The organism is Aminivibrio pyruvatiphilus (assembly GCF_004366815.1).
GTDB classification, from domain to species: domain Bacteria; phylum Synergistota; class Synergistia; order Synergistales; family Aminobacteriaceae; genus Aminivibrio; species Aminivibrio pyruvatiphilus.
The window spans coordinates 78172-93338 of record NZ_SORI01000005.1 but is presented as its reverse complement, the minus strand read 5'-3'; the positions used below and the strand labels follow the sequence as shown (position 1 = coordinate 93338).

The 15167-nt window shown below is 60.4% G+C and carries 15 protein-coding genes; 2 read left to right on the top strand and 13 right to left on the bottom strand.

Annotated features, from left to right (window positions below; genetic code table 11):
- Window positions 1-9: 9 nt before the first annotated feature.
- The 3 genes from xylA to C8D99_RS05510 all read right to left on the bottom strand — a co-directional run bounded on the left by xylA (window position 10) and on the right by C8D99_RS05510 (window position 3190).
- Complete coding sequence (gene xylA / locus C8D99_RS05520; protein WP_133957125.1) at window positions 10-1338, bottom strand: xylose isomerase; 1329 nt, start codon at window positions 1336-1338, stop codon at window positions 10-12.
- Between the two features lie 34 nt (window positions 1339-1372).
- Entirely contained in the window at window positions 1373-2563 is a 1191-nt protein-coding gene (locus C8D99_RS05515; protein ID WP_133957124.1) for an ROK family transcriptional regulator, read from the bottom strand.
- A gap of 222 nt (window positions 2564-2785) precedes the next feature.
- Window positions 2786-3190 carry a DUF4332 domain-containing protein gene (locus C8D99_RS05510; protein WP_133957123.1) on the bottom strand — a complete coding sequence of 135 codons (405 nt, stop codon included), beginning with the start codon at window positions 3188-3190 and terminating at the stop codon, window positions 2786-2788.
- A gap of 345 nt (window positions 3191-3535) precedes the next feature.
- Here C8D99_RS05510 and C8D99_RS05505 point away from each other — a divergent pair, with 345 nt between their 5' ends.
- Complete coding sequence (locus C8D99_RS05505) at window positions 3536-4420, top strand: LysR family transcriptional regulator (protein ID WP_133957122.1); 885 nt, start codon at window positions 3536-3538, stop codon at window positions 4418-4420.
- Window positions 4421-4472: 52 nt separating this feature from the next.
- On the opposite strand, the gene C8D99_RS05500 is transcribed toward C8D99_RS05505, so the two are convergent.
- The 10 genes from C8D99_RS05500 to C8D99_RS05455 all read right to left on the bottom strand — a co-directional run bounded on the left by C8D99_RS05500 (window position 4473) and on the right by C8D99_RS05455 (window position 13996).
- Entirely contained in the window at window positions 4473-5267 is a 795-nt protein-coding gene (locus C8D99_RS05500; RefSeq protein WP_133957121.1) for an HpcH/HpaI aldolase family protein, read from the bottom strand.
- 7 nt (window positions 5268-5274) lie between these two features.
- Window positions 5275-6141: an amidohydrolase family protein gene (locus tag C8D99_RS05495; RefSeq protein ID WP_133957120.1), complete on the bottom strand. Its 867-nt coding sequence runs from the start codon at window positions 6139-6141 to the stop codon at window positions 5275-5277.
- Window positions 6142-6235: 94 nt separating this feature from the next.
- A complete protein-coding gene (locus C8D99_RS05490; protein WP_166670020.1) occupies window positions 6236-7726 on the bottom strand; it encodes a tripartite tricarboxylate transporter permease in 1491 nt (496 codons plus the stop codon).
- 15 nt (window positions 7727-7741) lie between these two features.
- The gene (locus tag C8D99_RS05485) at window positions 7742-8185 is read right to left on the bottom strand and encodes a tripartite tricarboxylate transporter TctB family protein (RefSeq protein ID WP_133957118.1); all 444 of its coding nucleotides are present in this window, start codon (window positions 8183-8185) and stop codon (window positions 7742-7744) included.
- Between the two features lie 38 nt (window positions 8186-8223).
- The gene (locus C8D99_RS05480; RefSeq protein ID WP_208321095.1) at window positions 8224-9171 is read right to left on the bottom strand and encodes a Bug family tripartite tricarboxylate transporter substrate binding protein; all 948 of its coding nucleotides are present in this window, start codon (window positions 9169-9171) and stop codon (window positions 8224-8226) included.
- 744 nt (window positions 9172-9915) lie between these two features.
- Window positions 9916-10653, bottom strand: a complete 738-nt coding sequence (locus C8D99_RS05475; RefSeq protein ID WP_133957116.1) for an acyl-[acyl-carrier-protein] thioesterase — start codon at window positions 10651-10653, stop codon at window positions 9916-9918.
- Window positions 10654-10679: 26 nt separating this feature from the next.
- A complete protein-coding gene (gene asrC / locus C8D99_RS05470; RefSeq protein WP_133957115.1) occupies window positions 10680-11684 on the bottom strand; it encodes a sulfite reductase subunit C in 1005 nt (334 codons plus the stop codon).
- A gap of 12 nt (window positions 11685-11696) precedes the next feature.
- The gene (gene asrB / locus C8D99_RS05465) at window positions 11697-12491 is read right to left on the bottom strand and encodes an anaerobic sulfite reductase subunit AsrB (RefSeq protein WP_133957114.1); all 795 of its coding nucleotides are present in this window, start codon (window positions 12489-12491) and stop codon (window positions 11697-11699) included.
- Window positions 12488-13510: an anaerobic sulfite reductase subunit AsrA gene (asrA, locus tag C8D99_RS05460; protein ID WP_133957113.1), complete on the bottom strand. Its 1023-nt coding sequence runs from the start codon at window positions 13508-13510 to the stop codon at window positions 12488-12490. The genes asrB and asrA overlap by 4 nt, the downstream gene beginning before the upstream one ends.
- Before the next feature lie 3 nt (window positions 13511-13513).
- Entirely contained in the window at window positions 13514-13996 is a 483-nt protein-coding gene (locus C8D99_RS05455) for a ferritin-like domain-containing protein (RefSeq protein WP_133957112.1), read from the bottom strand.
- Window positions 13997-14130: 134 nt separating this feature from the next.
- On the opposite strand from C8D99_RS05455, the gene C8D99_RS05450 reads away from it, so the two are divergent.
- Window positions 14131-15123: a LysM peptidoglycan-binding domain-containing protein gene (locus C8D99_RS05450; RefSeq protein ID WP_133957111.1), complete on the top strand. Its 993-nt coding sequence runs from the start codon at window positions 14131-14133 to the stop codon at window positions 15121-15123.
- The last annotated feature ends 44 nt before the right edge of the window (window positions 15124-15167 follow it).

Below are 15167 nucleotides of genomic sequence, written 5' to 3'. Positions count from 1 at the left end.
CCGCTCCCTTCAGCGGGCCCCGGAATTCAGCACGTACCTGTTCAGGATGGATTCCAGCAGCTCCTGCCGGCCAGAGGAATTTTCGATCCGGCCTTTTGCAAGGGCGTAGGCCTCCAGCTCCTCGAACCCGGCGGTCCCGTCCAGGATCCGCTTTCCTATGCCGGAGGCGAAGCTCCCGTACCTCTTTTCGACGAACTCCTCTATCTCGCCGCTCTCCAGCAGGTCCGCGGCGACCCGGAGCCCCTTTGCGAAGGCGTCCATTCCGGCGATATAGGCGAGGAAGAGGTCGTCGTCCTGGAAGGAGGGCCGGCGCACGTGGGCGTCGAAGTTCAGCCCGCCGGGAGCGATGCCTCCGTTTTTCAGCACCTCCACCATGGCGAGGGTGGTAGTGAAGGGGTCCGTGGGGAAATTGTCGGTGTCCCAGCCGAGGAAGAGGTCTCCCTGGTTGGCGTCGATGCTCCCGAGCATGCCGTTGACACGGGCAAGGTGAAGCTCATGGTGGAAGGTGTGACCCGCCAGTGTGGCGTGGTTTGCCTCGATGTTGATTTTGAAGTCCTTTTCGAGACCGTATTTCCTCAGAAAAGCCAGAACCGAGGCCACGTCGTAGTCATACTGGTGCTTCGTCGGCTCCTTCGGTTTGGGCTCTATGAGGAACTGCCCCGAAAAGCCGATTTTCCGCCCGTAGTCGACGGCCATCTTCAGGAACCGGGCGAGGTTGTCCATCTCGAGTTCCATGTTGGTGTTGAGCAGGGTCTCGTATCCTTCCCGGCCGCCCCAGAAGACATACCCCTCTCCTCCAAGGTTCCGGGTAAGCTCCATGGCCTTCTTCACCTGGGCGGCGGCGAAGGCGAACACGTCGGCATTGCAGGAGGTGGCCGCCCCGTGGACGTACCGGGGATGGCTGAAGAGATTGGCCGTTCCCCACAGCAGCCGTATTCCGGTCCTCTTCATGTGCTCCCGGATATGGGCGGCGACCTCGTCGAGCCGGGCGTTGGTTTCGGCAAGGGTCTCTCCCTCGGGAGCGATATCCCTGTCGTGGAAGCAGAAAAATTCCAGCCCGAGCTTCTCCATGAACTCAAAGGCTCCGTCCGCCGCCATCAGGGCCCGCTTCATGGGGTCGGCCTCCTGGTCCCAGGGACGGACGGCTGCCTCATCGCCGAACATGTCCTTCCCCCGGGAGCAGATGGTGTGCCACCACGACATGGCGAACCGGAGATGTTCCTTCATGGGCTTTCCCGCCACGATCTCGTCGGCATGGTACTCCCTGAAGGCCAGGGGATTTGGGGAAAGGGGGCCTTCATACCGGATTTTTCCCACGCCGGGGAAGTATTCTCCCATTGCTGATTCCTCCTTTGCGGATAAGGTGGCCGCTTCAGATCACCTTTTTGATATGGTGGTTCATGGCCATGAGCGTCGCCCCTTCAAGGGCGGCGGATTCGATGCCCAGGGATGCCCTGGTGAAGAGCAGTTCCGCCCCTGCCGGACCGAGGGCCCTGGCGGTCACCGCGTCGCTCACCGAGCGGATGAAGGCGGAGGGGAAAATGGAGCCCACACCTCCGAGCATGATGAAATCGGGGTTGAGAATGTTGGCGAGGTTCGAGAGACCGATGGCCAGGTACTCCTTCATTTCCTCCAGGACATCCGAAGCCGCTCCGTCCCCCGACGAGGACCGGTCGAGGAGGAGCCGGAATTTTTCCCGGAAGTTCCGCCCCGGAAGGGGCTCCTTCCTCTCCTCGTAATTCTTCACGACCCTGTCGATGGAGACGAAGGTCTCGAAACACCCCCTGCTGCCGCAGTGGCAGAGGGGGCCGGAGGCGTCGATGACCATGTGCCCCAGCTCGCCGGCAGTGTTTCCCGCTCCGTGGATGATCTTGTCGCCCACAAGGACGGCACCCCCCACTCCCTGGGAAAGGTAGACGTAGATGCCGCTGTGGAGGCGGGAAATTCCAGGGTTGCGGAACATCTCGGCGATGAGGGAGAGCTTTGCCTCGTTGGCGGCGAACACGGGAAGGTCAAGCCACGGAAGGGTCCGCCGCAGGTTCTCGCCCAGGTTCACGTCCTTCCATCCCATATGGGGAAGGTGCTTCAGGATGTTGCTTCCCCACTCCACCATCCCGGGAACGGCGAAGCTCAGGGCGCAGAATTCCCTTGCCCCCGCGGGGGACCGGACGGACTCCATCCGTTCGGCGAAGACGCGGAAAAATGAATCCTGGTCCGACGGGGTGGGAAACTCTTCGAGCACTTCGAAGGAAGCATCCAGGTATCCCGCGGCTATACGGGTGCTCTCCACACCGACCTCCGCAGCCAGGCAGACCGCCGCGTCCCTGGAGACCCGGAGCATGATGGACTTTCTGCCCGGCTGGTCGGCGTCACGAACTCCCTGCTCCACCACGAGCCCCTTGTCGAGAAGGGAGGTGATGATCTTTGTGACCGTGCTTGGATCAAGCCCCGCGAGCCTGGAAAGTTCCCTCCTGCTCACCCCGGGGTTCGTCCGGATGAGGTTGATCAGGGTCAGCCTGTTGGACAGCCCCATTTTTTCCGCGTTGATGGCGCGAATCCTCATCACCGCTTCCTCCTCTGCCCCGCAGTCTGCCGCGGGGACCGATAATTAATTTATTGAAGAAACAAACCAATTCTAGGGACAGGGGAGGGGAATGTCAATGGGAGAGGGAAGAAAAACTCCCATCGGGAGGCGATGAGGAATGTTCCGCCCTGGGCGGAAGGGGTAAAAAAAACGGGGCGGGAGGAGCCGGTACGCCCCTCCCGCCCCGGTCAGGCAGCCTTCTCAGTACTGGATTTTCCGCGGAAGTTCCCTCGCGTGGTCAATCCACTCCTGCACCTGTTTTTCGGACGGAAGCTGCCGGACGAGCTTTTTCTCTCCGTTCACCTCGGCCATTTTTTTGTGCAGGTTGTCCGCCCTCCTCTGGGCGAGCTCGGGGACCGTATCCACGCCGGAGGCCTCCAGGAGGTCGGCGTACTCCTCCCCCACGCCCTTCACCCGGAAGAGATCCACGTGGTTCACCCACTCGAGGATCAGCTTCGAAGCAATCTCCGTTTTCACGGCAAGCTCGTCCCGCCCTTTCCTCGTGCTCCCCGCCTCGAGGAGCATGTCCGTATTGTTCACACCCGCGTCCCGGAGCTTCTTTCCGTAGACTTCGCCGATGCCTTCGACTTTTTCGAGGTTCGCCATTTTCAATCTCCTTTCTGTAGTGTTTTAGGAAATAAAAACAGAAACAAACTGAAAATTTTTTCTATACCTCAAATATACCGATTGTCGGGAAGAAGTCAAGGTGAATTATTATTCGATTATGAAACCACACCGGGACGAAAGTCTTTGTTGTCGTCCGTAAGAGAGTGAAGGGCCCGGGTTTGCTTCTGAAAAGCCTTCAATCGAGTAGGAGATGGTGGTGGCAAGGCCCCCCGTCCTTTCACACCACCGTACGTACCGTTCGGTATGGGGCAGGTGCGGGGGGTATAATAGGGTTCAAGTTGTGAATTTCGCTTTTAGTTCCCGTCGTGCGAAGGTGGTGCCCGGATGGATACAAAGGACTGGCAGGCGCTGAAAGTGCTCCGCGAGACAGGAAACATCACGAAGGCTTCTGAGTTGCTGTTTATTTCCCAGCCTGCCCTGAGCAAGCGGATCAGGAACCTGGAGGAAGAGTTCGGCGTGAAACTTCTTCTGAGGAGCGCCCGGGGGGTGGAGTTCACCTCCGAGGGTGAGCATGTGGCAGCCTATGCGGTGGAGATGCTGAACCGGCTTCAGGAGGCGAAGGACACGGTCCAGAACATGGGGGTGTTGCGGACGAAGGGTATGATCCGGATCGGGGCCCCGAACCGGTTCGCCCACAGGGTACTGCCCGGGCTTATCCGCGTTTTTTCGGCGCGGAACCCGGAGATCCGGGTGCACATCCGAAGTGCGTACACCTTCGAGATCCTCAAGTGGCTGCGGAACGAAGAGCTTCACGTGGCCTTCGTCCGAGGGATGGTGAAGCAGCCCAACCTGGAGGGTTTCCTGATCAACAGGGAAAACGTGTGCCTCATATCGGGGTCTGCCATTTCCCTTGAGGATCTGCCCCGGACGCCCAGGGTGGTCTACTCCACTGACCCTCCCCTGCACGACTCGCTGGAGGTATGGTGGCAGAAGATGTTCGCCTGCCACATGAAGACCGGGATGGAGGTGACCGACAGCCAGACGTGCATCCAGATGGTCCGGCAGGGTCTGGGGTACGCCATAGTTCCCCAGTATTGTCTCGACGGCGGAAGCAGCGGCCTGTTCGTGGAAGCCCTGAGGGACCATGAGGGGAAGCCCATGCAGCGGGAGACATACATGGTGTACGACAGGAAATACCTCGACCTCACGGCAGTGAGAAAGTTCGTCTCGTTCATCAGGGCGGAATGCCCTCCCCCGAAGGGCTTGTGAAAAGTGCCCTGCGGGGGAAGTCGGAAATGACGCGAATGGAAAGGCTGAGGGCCTACCGGGAGATGTGAGAGGTCTTTTTCACGATGCCCTGGAAGGCTTTTTTTATGATGGCCTGGTCGATGCCGAGGGAGATGAGATAGGCCTCCTTCTCCACCCAGGCGGCGACCTCTTCCTCGAAGCCCGGGGCGTAGGGGTCGAGCTGGGGTGAGATGGCGAGCCCCCGAGAGAGGGCTTTTCCGAATATCTTTTCCTCGGCCTCTATGACCCGGGGGTGGGTTTTCTCCCCCGGAACGCCCAAGGCGTTGGAGAGGTCACCCCTCCCGCTCTGGACGATGTCGATCCCCTCCACGGCAAGGATCTCATCCAGGTTTTCGATGGCCTCGAGTGTTTCGATCTGTATTCCCAGCAGCACTTCCTCGTTGGTCCACCGGGTGAATTCGGCGCTGCCCACACTACCGAACCCCGATTTTCTCGCCGCGGAGAAGAGCCCCCGCTTCCCCACTGGGGCGAATTTCACGGCGTCCACTGCCCTCTCGGCTGCGGAGACATCGGAGACTCCCGGGATGATGACTCCCATGGCCCCAAGCTCGAGGGCAAGACCCACGTTCTGTTCATTGCACTCGAGCCGAACGAGGGGAGTTATCCCCCTGCTCTCGGCGGCGGTGACCTGGTTCATCAATGTGGCCGGTGAGAAGGGCCCGTGACACCAGTCGAGCCGGACGAAATCAAGGCCCGCAAGGGCGGCGAGCTCCACAATGGTGGGGGACGCCTCCTCTACGTATATGCCGAAGGCCGCTCTTTTTTCCAGGATCGCTCGTTTGAGGGGGTTCTTTTTCAGGATGTCCATGCACGGGTCACTTCCCGAAGCCGTAGAGTTCCTCCGGGTTATCCGCCAGGACCGTCTTCCGCTCCTTTTCGTCGGGGAATATGCGGAGCAGGAGGTTGAAGATCTTCACCGTGTCGTGATGGCCGAAGGATGCGTGGGGGTAGTCGCTTCCCCATACCATGCGGGTCGGGGCTGCCTCGAATGCGGCCCGTGCGAGGGGAATAACGTCGGAGTAGTCGGGGTCGAGAGATATACGGTAGGGCGCGGTGAGCTTGAGATAAGCGTACCCTTCCCCGTTCTTCACGAGATCGAGAAGCCGGGCGAAGCCCCGTGACTCCGTTCCGTTGCATGCCTTGTTCATTCCCAGGTGAGCGATAGTGAACGGCACCCGGAGTTTGTCCAGGGATGGGAACATTTCGGTGGTGAGCCAGTCGGGGAAGAGGAAGTCCAGGGACCAGCCGAATTCCTTGCACCGAGCCTCCATCGCCGTTATTTTTGGAAGGAGGCTCTCGGGAAGGCCTGCGGTGAGGGGCTGTATGGGGTTAACGTTGATGCGGATGCCCCGGGCCCCCTGGCTGTGGAGCAGGTCCATCTCCTTGGAGGAAACCGATTCGTCCACGTCCACGATGACGCGGCAGTTTTCGACACCGTACAGCGCGGCGGCATCAAGCTGGCAGGTGTTGTCGGTGCCGAAACAGCTCGGCTGGACGGTGACCATGCGCCTGATCCCGAGGAGGCCCGCAAGTTCGCGGTAGTCTTCCGCAGTGGAGACCTGGGGGGTGTAGCGCAGGTCCGATTTGTAGGGGTACTTCTTCGGGTCGCCGAAGATGTGGAAGTGGGAATCACAGGCGTTTTCCGGCGCCGCAAATCCTGGTGTTTCTCTCGCTGTATTCATTCTGCCACTATCCTTTCTGTTATGTGTTACTGGGTTGCCCTGAAGCCGCAGGCAGGGGGAAGAGGTACCTTTTCTCCAGGTTCCCTCTGTATCTTCAGGCCCCCTGCTCCTGCCGCGCTTTTTTGAGCCTGCTGCAGATGGTGAAAAACACCACTGCGGCGATGATCACCATAATTGCGATGCTGTAGCTCCGCGTGAAGAATATGGCGTAGCTTCCGCGGGAGAGCATGAGGGACCTCCTGAGGCTGACCTCGATGAGGTTGCCCAGGATGAAGGCCATGACGAAGCATGGGAAGGAGTAGTCGAGCCTTGAGAGGAAAAAGCCGATTGTGCCTATGGTGAAGGCGACTCCCACGTCGAAGAGGTTGAACCGCGTGCCGTAAGCACCGATCATGGCGGCGAAGAACACTATGGTCAGCAGGACGTAATTGGGTATGGTGAGAAGGCGGGCGAAGAACGCCGTGGCATATTTTCCGACCACCAGAACCACGAACGTTGCGAGGATAAAGCCCCAGATGATGCCCAGAATGAGGTCGGGCTGGGTCTGGAATACCTGGGGACCGGGCTGGATGCCCTTGATGATGAAGGCGCTGGAGATGACCGCGATGGTCCCGGACCCCGGAATGCCGAGAGAGAGGAGGGGCAGCAGCGCCCCGCCCACGCATGCGTTGTTGGCCGACTCGGGGGCGGCGATGCCTTCAGGGGCGCCCTTGCCGAACTCTTCGGGGGTCTTCGATGACCGCTTCGCCTCGGCGTAGGAGATCCATGTGGCGGCGCTGGGGCCAACGCCGGGGATGATGCCGATGATCGATCCGATCACGGAGCCCTTGAGGATGGTCTTTATCACCGGCCTGAACTCCCTGAGCGATAATCCCACCCTGAGGTTCTTTGTATCGGAAACGTAGACCGTGCCGAGGTTCCCCATGGCGAGACTGATGACCTCCGGGACAGCGAAGAGGCCCGTGATCAGGGCCACGAAGGGAATCCCCTCGCTCAGGGAGGGAATGTCGAGGGTGAACCGAGAGACCCCGGTGAACACGTCGATGCCGACTGTGCTGAGTAGCAGGCCGAAGATGACGGAGATGATGCTCTTGGGGATGTCCTTCGAGCCGAGCCCCACGACGCTTACAAGGCCGAGAAGGGCGATGAGGAAGATCTCGGGATCGGAGAACCTGATGGCCATTTTCGTGAGGGGGCCGATGAGGACAAGGAGCAGCACTCCTCCGAACAGGCCTCCGCAGAAGGATGCGTACAGGGAGTAGCCGAGGGCTTTCCCCGGGTAGCCCTTTTTCGACATGGGGTTTCCGTCGAGGGTGGTGGCCACCGCCGAGGCCGTCCCGGGAATGCCGAGGGTTATGGCCGATATGGACCCGCCGTACTCCGCGGCCTGGTACAGCGCCACGAGGAGGAGGATCGCCGGGACCGTGCTCATGGTATAGGTGACGGGCAGGACGAGGGCGACCCCCACGGTGGGCCCAAGGCCGGGCATCATGCCGATGCTGATGCCGATGAGCACCCCCATGAGAATGGCCGTGATGTTCTGCCAGGTAAACAGCGACAAGAGATCGAATGCAAATATATCCATGGCTTCCATCCTTCCTCAGAACCGGAAGTTCAGGATCCTGCCGAACACAAGGAACACGAACAGCGTGATGACCGCCCCTGCCGCCAGTGCGGCGAAGATTCTTTTCGGGATGCTTTTTTCAGGGTTCAGGAAGAGGAGCATCATGACCACCACGCAAAAGGAAGAGACGTAGAAGAGTTGAAAGCGGAGCCACAGGAAGATGAACAGAACTCCGGACAGAATGACGAAAAGGATGTTGCCGGGCCTGGGGAGGGCGATGTCTCCTCCCTCCCCGAGCAGCGCGACAACTGTGCTGTACAGGGCAAAACCGATGAGCAGCATGCTGAGGACCTTCGGGAAATAAGCGGGGCCGATGCCGAACGTTTCCGGAAAATCCCCCGTCATCCTGAGGACAAAGATCCCTGCAGCCGCAAAAAGGATATTCGCCAGTACCGTAGCCAGTTTATAGCTTACTTTCATTCAGGGCCTCCGTGCTTCTTCTGCCGATGCCGGAAAACTTATTTTCCTCCCTTGATGAGCTCCTCCGCCTGGGCCACGAACTTGTTGAAGTACTCTCCTACTTCAGGACGGCCCTTGTAGAAGGGAACAAGCTGCTCCTTCTCGATGAACGCCTGGTATTCGGGATCGTGGTAGGCTTTCTTGAACGCCTCGTCAAGGACCTTGAGCACGTCCTCGGGCGTTCCCGGTTTGACGAAATATCCCCTGAAGTTGAGGAAGTCGTCGATGGCCTCGTAGCCGAGCTCTTTACACGTCGGCACCTCGGGGAATTCTTTCACTCGTGCGGAAGTGCTGACGGCAAGAATGCGGATGTCGCCTACGGCCACGTGCTGCCGGATCGTTGAGGGCGACGTGACCATCACGTCGAGGTTTTTGCCGAGGAGGGCGACGAGGGTCTGGTTCGATCCGTTGTAGGGAATGTACTGGGCCTTTATGTCCGCGTCCTTGAAGAAGAGGTTGGCGAAGACGTGATGGGCACCGTTGACGTTGGTTCCTCCCACATTCATGTAGCCGGGCTTCTCTTTGGCGAATTTCACCATGTCGTCCAGTGTCTTGAATGGGCTGTCCTTCTCCACGGCAAAGCAGAGATAGTCGGCGTTGAAGGTGCCGAGGGGCTGAATGTCCGTGGCGGCGAACTTGAGGTTCCCCGAGGCCATTCCGAAGGCGATGGTCGCCGACATGAAGGAGACGGCGTATCCGTCGGCGGGCTGGGCCAGGAGAAAGCTGATGCCGATTGCGCCGCTGCCGCCCTCGTGATTGGAGGGGACCATGGTCTCGCCGAGGTGTTTCTCCATTATCCGGCCGAACGTCCTGGCTTCATGGTCGCCCGAGCCCAAACCGTAAGGAATGACCAAAGTGACTGGCCTGTTCGGGAATGTATCCCCGCCGGCAGCCATGGAGGGGCTCACCGCAAGACCTGCGAAAAGAACTGCAAAGACTGCAAACAACACACATATCCGCTGGAACTTTCTCACTACATACTCCCCCTTTCATACCTGGAACCTCTCGCTCTGCCGTTCCCGGCACAAGCGCCTAAAAAAAAGCAAATGCAGCAGGATGCCTTTTTAGTTCTCGGGTTTCGCACCTGCTCCGTATCTGTTCAGGCTAAACTATCAGAAACAGGAACGGGTGTAAAATAGGGATCGGTTATGCCAAGCGATAGTTTTTAGTTATTTTTGTGTACACTTTATCGGTTTTTCAGCCATGTTTAGGCCGAGGGGAAGGTTTTTGGCGAACACCACGGGATAGCGCTTGGGGGCGTTTATTGTGTTACCCTGAGTTGCAGCGAGGGACCCGGTTCTCCGTCATCCTGAGGAGCGCAGCGAGGAAGGATCTCGGGTTTGCCCCACTCAGGATCAACGAGCAGATCCTTCGGGCGGTGAGACAGCCCTCAGGATGACAATCCCGGTTGTCGTCCTGAGCAACGCGAAGGACCTGGTGTTGCTTTTGAAGGGCTCTCAGCCCGGATACTTCGGCCAAAAACACGAGCTCAGGATGACCGCTTTTGTTTGTCATCCTGAGGAGCGCAGCGAGGAAGGATCCCGAGGTTGGTTCAACCAGAGTTAAAGACCAGATTCTTTGCCCTAAAAAACCAGGGCTCAGAATGACAAGCCCCCCTTAAAGCCACCCCGGATCCTTCGGGCGGTGAGACAGCCCTCAGGATGACATTGCCGGGGCCTTCGTGCAGTAGATCACATCCTTCGTTTCCAGCACGTAATGAACCGGGCCTTCTCGTCACCGTCGGGCCCGACGATGGAATGAACGTACACCCTTTCCGCTCCCGGGGCGGCATGCCGGGCCGTCCGGACCCGGATATCCCCACGCCCCTCCGTGGGGCGGAGGTATTCGGCGTCAACACGAACAAGGGAACAGTCTTTTGCGGTCTCCTCGGGCACCGCCTCGGCGGCCCAGGAAAAGTAGACCGCGTTGTTCACGTGGTTGTTCCGGTCCAGATCCCACCGGCGGACGGAAAAGGGGCGCTCGTCCTCCCAGTTGTCCGGAGAAGGCAGATCCGGAAATTCCGCCGTCACCGGGCGGCTCTCCTCCACATAGCGGGGGGTGGCGTGGCGGTCAAGCCGAAGAGGCCGCCCCCGCTCCAGGTCGATGAGGATCCAGCTCGTTTCCGCCGAGGCTACCGGTCCATTTTCATCGGTCACCGAAAAGGCCCGGAGGGAATGGAGATTCCTCCTGGGTTCGTGCCAGGTCTTCACCGTAAGGGTGCTTTCATACTCCGGGTACCGTTCCATGGTGACCCGGTACCTCCGCAGGACCCAGCTCACTCCCTTCGGGAGCAAATCCGACACGGTCATGGCCATGCGGTGGGCGTCCCGGTCCGCCATGTCCTGGAGGATGTCGAGCAGCACCGGGAGCTTCATGCGGCCGTCGGGGCCTATGCCGGCGTAGGGGATGGAATAGGGCGCTTCGAACATGGAATCATCTCTTTCCGCAGCGGATATTATTCGATTTCTTTGAGGTTTCCGTCGTCAAGGGTGTGGTACCCCGGCCAGCTCATGGTCTTCGCGATCCTCGCCTCGGGGTTGAGGGTCACCCCTTCAAGCACCGCGTCACGGAACACCGGGTACCCGGTGCGGTCCACGATGTAGCCGATGTGCTCCTTCACGAGGCTCCGGAGGATATGCCTGTCGACGTAGTCCAGGGTGTTCCGGATCACCTTGAGGACCACGTCTTCGGTCACCCGGTCCAGGAAGGGCATGGCGAGCCTCGGGTTCTTCTTTCCGGTGCGGCCCATGATAAGCAGCCGGTAGAGGCTCCCGGGGCTCCGGGTCCACGCGCCGGTGGGGCAGGCGAGGACGCACTCGCCGCAGCCGATGCACCGCCGGTCGTCCTTCACCACCTTGCCGTCCTTCATCTTCAAGGCTCCGGTGACCTTCTGGGTGCAGGCCTTCACGCACGCCTCGCACCCGATGCACCGGCCGTAGTCGTACTCGGGCCGGCAGATGGTGATGATGCCGAAATCCTGCATGTGGGCCTTGATACAGTCGTTGGGGCACCCCGTGACGGCGATCTTCGTGTGGAAATCGTTGGGGTAGACCAGCGCCTCCAGCTTCCCGGCGAGGGCCGTGGTGTCCCCGTTGGCGAAGGGGCAGAACCACGCCCCCACGCAGGCGGAGATGTTCCGCATCCCCGCCGCCGGGTAGCCGGACCCGGGGTTCTCTATCTTCACCCCGTGGGGCAGCTCCAGCCGCTCGATGAGGGGAACGAGGGCGGCGTTCACCTCGGGCATGCGTTCGAAGGGAATGTTGGGGATCTCGAAGCCCTGCCGTATGGTGATGTGGAGACTGCCGTCGCCGAATTTCTCTGCGATGCCCGCGATGATCCGCATATCTTCGGCACCGAGATGCCCTCCGGGAACACGGATCCGGACAGCGGTGGAATTCCGCATTTTCGTGATGCGGAAGGCGTTCTTCGTCACTTTTTTCCGGTTGAGGTCGAGGGACATGAAGTTCACCTCTCAGTCGATGAGCCGGGAGGCCTTCGTAAAGTTGAGCACCGGGCCGTCCAGGCAGATGTAGGCGGAGTCGATCTTGCAGTGGCCGCACTTGCCGAGGCCGCAGGACATGAGCCGCTCGAAGGAGACCCAGATGTTCTCCTCCGGAACACCCAGGAGGCGGACCTCCGCCGCGGCAAACTTCATCATCACGGGGGGGCCCACCACCACGAACTGCACGTCCCGGGGGTCGGGAAGGGCCAGCTTCCGGATGTGCTCAGTGACCAGCCCCACGGGACCGTCCCATCCCTCCTGGGGTTTGTCGATGGTGACGAGCACGTCGCCCCGCTTCCGCCACTCCTCCACCTCTCCGGAAAAGAGGATGCTCTCCCGGTTTTTGAATCCGGCGATCACCCGGAGAGAGCGGAGGGGGAGATCACCGTCCAGGGCCTTCCGGATGAGGGGGCGGACAGGGGCCGTACCGGAGCCTCCCGCCACGATGACGAGGTTGGAATCCTGCAGCACGTCCAGCGGGAACCCTACTCCGTAGGGTCCCCGGATGAAGAGATTCTCTCCCTTCCGCAGATCCTGCAGGGAGTTCGTCAGGCGGCCCACGGCCCGGACGGTGAACTGGATCCAGTCGGGGCCAAAGGCGCTGATGGAGAGAGGAGCTTCACCGATCTTCGGCAGGGAAACCTGGAAGAACTGGCCCGGCGTCATCTCCGCCGCGGCTTCCACCGTAAGGGTGAACTCGAGGTCCGTCTCGGGGGTGAGGGAAGTGATCTTCGCCGGGAAGGGCCGGTAGGGATTCTCTTTCATTGAACCTCTCCTCCCTTCAGGGCTTCCGACACCCGGTTGATGCACTCGGAAAAGGAGATGTACTCGGGGCAGACGTCGTCGCACCGGCCGCACCCCACGCACATGTCGTAGCCGAAACGCTTCCGGAAATCGTAGATCTTGTGGAACGTCTTGAACCGCATGCGCTCCCCCTTCTTCTTCCGGAAGGAATGGCCCCCCGCCATGTCGGTGAATCCGTCCAGGTGGCATCCGTCCCAGACCCGCCGGCGCTCGCCGCAGGAGCGGCTGTCGGAGTAGAACAGGTCGAGGGAAGAGAAGCAGGTGCAGGTGACGCAGGAGGTGTTGCACCGGCCGCAGGCGATGCACCGGCTGTCGTACTCGTCCCAGAGAGGGGAGACGAACAATTCCGGCGGCATCTCCTCCACGGCGGGAACGGTCACCCTTTTCATGTTCTCCTTCACGAACTCCGGGGCAAAGGAAGACGGGTTTCCCGGGGCAAAGAATTCCGTGAACTTCGGATCCTTCACCTCCACCTCCACGGAGTCCTCCCCGAACCTGAAGGCCGCGGCATAATTATCCGTTACGTTGCTTCCCATGGAGACGCAGAAGCAGTTTTCGAAGGATTCCCGGCACTCGATCATAAAAAAGTGGAGCTTCTCCCTCCTGCGGCGGTAATACGGGTCAGCGGTGCCGCCGTTCTCGAGAAACATGGCGTCGAGGCGCCGGAATCCGTTGATGTCGCAGGGACGGAGGAAGACAATGGTCTCCCGTTCATCCTCAAGGGGCGGCTCGGAGAACCGGTCGCCGGTGAAGTAAAAAAGGGTCTCGTCCGGTGGGAAAACGATGTCTTTCGGCGACACGGAGCTTTTCTCCCCGAGCTCCAGACTGTCGAAGGATTCGAGGGGGGCGCAGGTCACCAGGTCGGTGCCGAAGAACCGCCCCTTCCCCTTCAGCCGCTTCGGTCCCCAGAGAGCATACCTCCCGCCGAGAGCTTCAAGTACGGAGGAGAAGCCCTCCCGGGAAAAGGAGAAGGACGCCACGGGCTAGGCCTCTCCCTTCCGCTCCCGCCACCTCTGGAGGGCGTCGGTGAGGGACTGGAAATGCCCTATCTCCTCCCTGATCAGGAGGTCCACCGCCGCACCGTCCATTTTCTGCGCCAGGGTATCCTTTACCGCCGTGTAGAAAAAGACGGAGTTTTTTTCCACGGTGATGGCCTTTTCGAGAATGTCGCCGTAGGTGTCCCGCATCTCCATCTCCGATTCCGGGGTGAAAATGCGGTCACCGGTCAGCATGCTGAGATAGGCGTCCCTTTCCTCCGTCATCTCTCCGGGGTCGGCGGAGGGCAGAGTGTCCATGATTTTCCGGAAACGCCCGGCATGAACCTTTTCCATGGACGCCAGACCCGAGAGCAGTTTTTTGCCTTCTCCCGAAAACCTGGCGGCCGCTTCGGAATAGAACCGGGCCCCCTTCTCCTCCAGAAGGATGGCCGCACTGAATACGTCAGCCGCAGAAAGCGCAGTGCTCATGTCATTCTCCCCTTTCGTTCCCCTTGTTCTTCCATGGCCGGGTGACCAGGATTACAGATGATCCGTTCGGAACATTATAACCGTAACCTCTCCCGGGAAGCTATAATGTGGAAAAACACAACGGAGGATACGGCATGAAACTCCTTCTTCTCGTCCTGATTCTGCTGTCCGCTTCCGGGGCAGGGAGCGCCGACCAGCCCTTTTCCGTCCACAGGGTGGCGGACGGGGACACCCTTGCAGCCATCGCAGGCCGGTACGGCGCCGCGCCGGGGGACATCGCCTCGGCCAACGGGCTGGCCGGAGGTGAGAAACTGCCTCCCCCCGGAACGGTCATGCTTATTCCCGGATCGACGGAGCACGTGCTTTCAACCCTTTACGAGGCGAAGCGGAGAGGGCTCGGCGCCTGGCCCAAACCCCGGGAGGGCGGGGAATACCTCGAGCCTCTGGCGCCTCCCCCTTCCGGGGAACAGCAAACCGGGAGCACCGCTCCTCCCCCCACGGAAGGAAATACGGCCGAAGTCCCGGTAAAAGCCGGAGAAGAATCAGGAGGAGGAAGATATACTGTCAGGGCAGGGGACACTCTTTTCCGTATCGCGAAAAACGGGGGCATTTCCCTTGCAGATCTGATGGAAGCCAACGGCCTGAGGGAGGGATCCGTCATCCGGCCCGGGGACGTGCTGGTCCTTCCGCAGGCGAAAGCCGGAGCGGAGAAATCCGGGGCAGCGGAACAGAAGGAGTCCCCTCCTTCCGCGGCCAAAGGAACCGCCTTCCACCCCCGCTGGCCCCTCCGCGCCGGGACTGCGGCGAGCAGAACCGTCCGCGGGACGGGGCTTTTCGAACCGGCACCGGCAGGAACACCGGTCTATGCCCCGGCCCCGGGGACAGTCCTCCACAGCGGCTGGATGAAGGAGTACGGAAACGCCGTTTTCATCCGCCACGGCGGCGACTTTGCCACTTTCTGCGGCGGCCTGGGGGTCTCCTACGTGAAACCGGGGCAGTCCGTGACAGCGGAGACGAAGATCGGGCTGGTGGGAGAGGGAACCGGGCCGGGGCTGACGTTCCACCTTCTCCGGAAGGGAAAAACGGTGGATCCGGCACCCTTCCTGGGGACTTCTACAGAGCCGTAACCGAAGGAGAGCAGAACAACGCAACCAGACAGAGAAAATACTGC

Coding starts and splice junctions, on each gene's coding strand:
- xylA (WP_133957125.1), bottom strand. CDS start 1,338: ATGGGAGAATACTTCCCCGGCGTGGGAAAAATCCGGTATGAAGGCCCC.
- C8D99_RS05515 (WP_133957124.1), bottom strand. CDS start 2,563: ATGAGGATTCGCGCCATCAACGCGGAAAAAATGGGGCTGTCCAACAGG.
- C8D99_RS05510 (WP_133957123.1), bottom strand. CDS start 3,190: ATGGCGAACCTCGAAAAAGTCGAAGGCATCGGCGAAGTCTACGGAAAG.
- C8D99_RS05505 (WP_133957122.1), top strand. CDS start 3,536: ATGGATACAAAGGACTGGCAGGCGCTGAAAGTGCTCCGCGAGACAGGA.
- C8D99_RS05500 (WP_133957121.1), bottom strand. CDS start 5,267: ATGGACATCCTGAAAAAGAACCCCCTCAAACGAGCGATCCTGGAAAAA.
- C8D99_RS05495 (WP_133957120.1), bottom strand. CDS start 6,141: ATGAATACAGCGAGAGAAACACCAGGATTTGCGGCGCCGGAAAACGCC.
- C8D99_RS05490 (WP_166670020.1), bottom strand. CDS start 7,726: ATGGATATATTTGCATTCGATCTCTTGTCGCTGTTTACCTGGCAGAAC.
- C8D99_RS05485 (WP_133957118.1), bottom strand. CDS start 8,185: ATGAAAGTAAGCTATAAACTGGCTACGGTACTGGCGAATATCCTTTTT.
- C8D99_RS05475 (WP_133957116.1), bottom strand. CDS start 10,653: ATGTTCGAAGCGCCCTATTCCATCCCCTACGCCGGCATAGGCCCCGAC.
- asrC (WP_133957115.1), bottom strand. CDS start 11,684: ATGTCCCTCGACCTCAACCGGAAAAAAGTGACGAAGAACGCCTTCCGC.
- asrB (WP_133957114.1), bottom strand. CDS start 12,491: ATGAAAGAGAATCCCTACCGGCCCTTCCCGGCGAAGATCACTTCCCTC.
- C8D99_RS05455 (WP_133957112.1), bottom strand. CDS start 13,996: ATGAGCACTGCGCTTTCTGCGGCTGACGTATTCAGTGCGGCCATCCTT.
- C8D99_RS05450 (WP_133957111.1), top strand. CDS start 14,131: ATGAAACTCCTTCTTCTCGTCCTGATTCTGCTGTCCGCTTCCGGGGCA.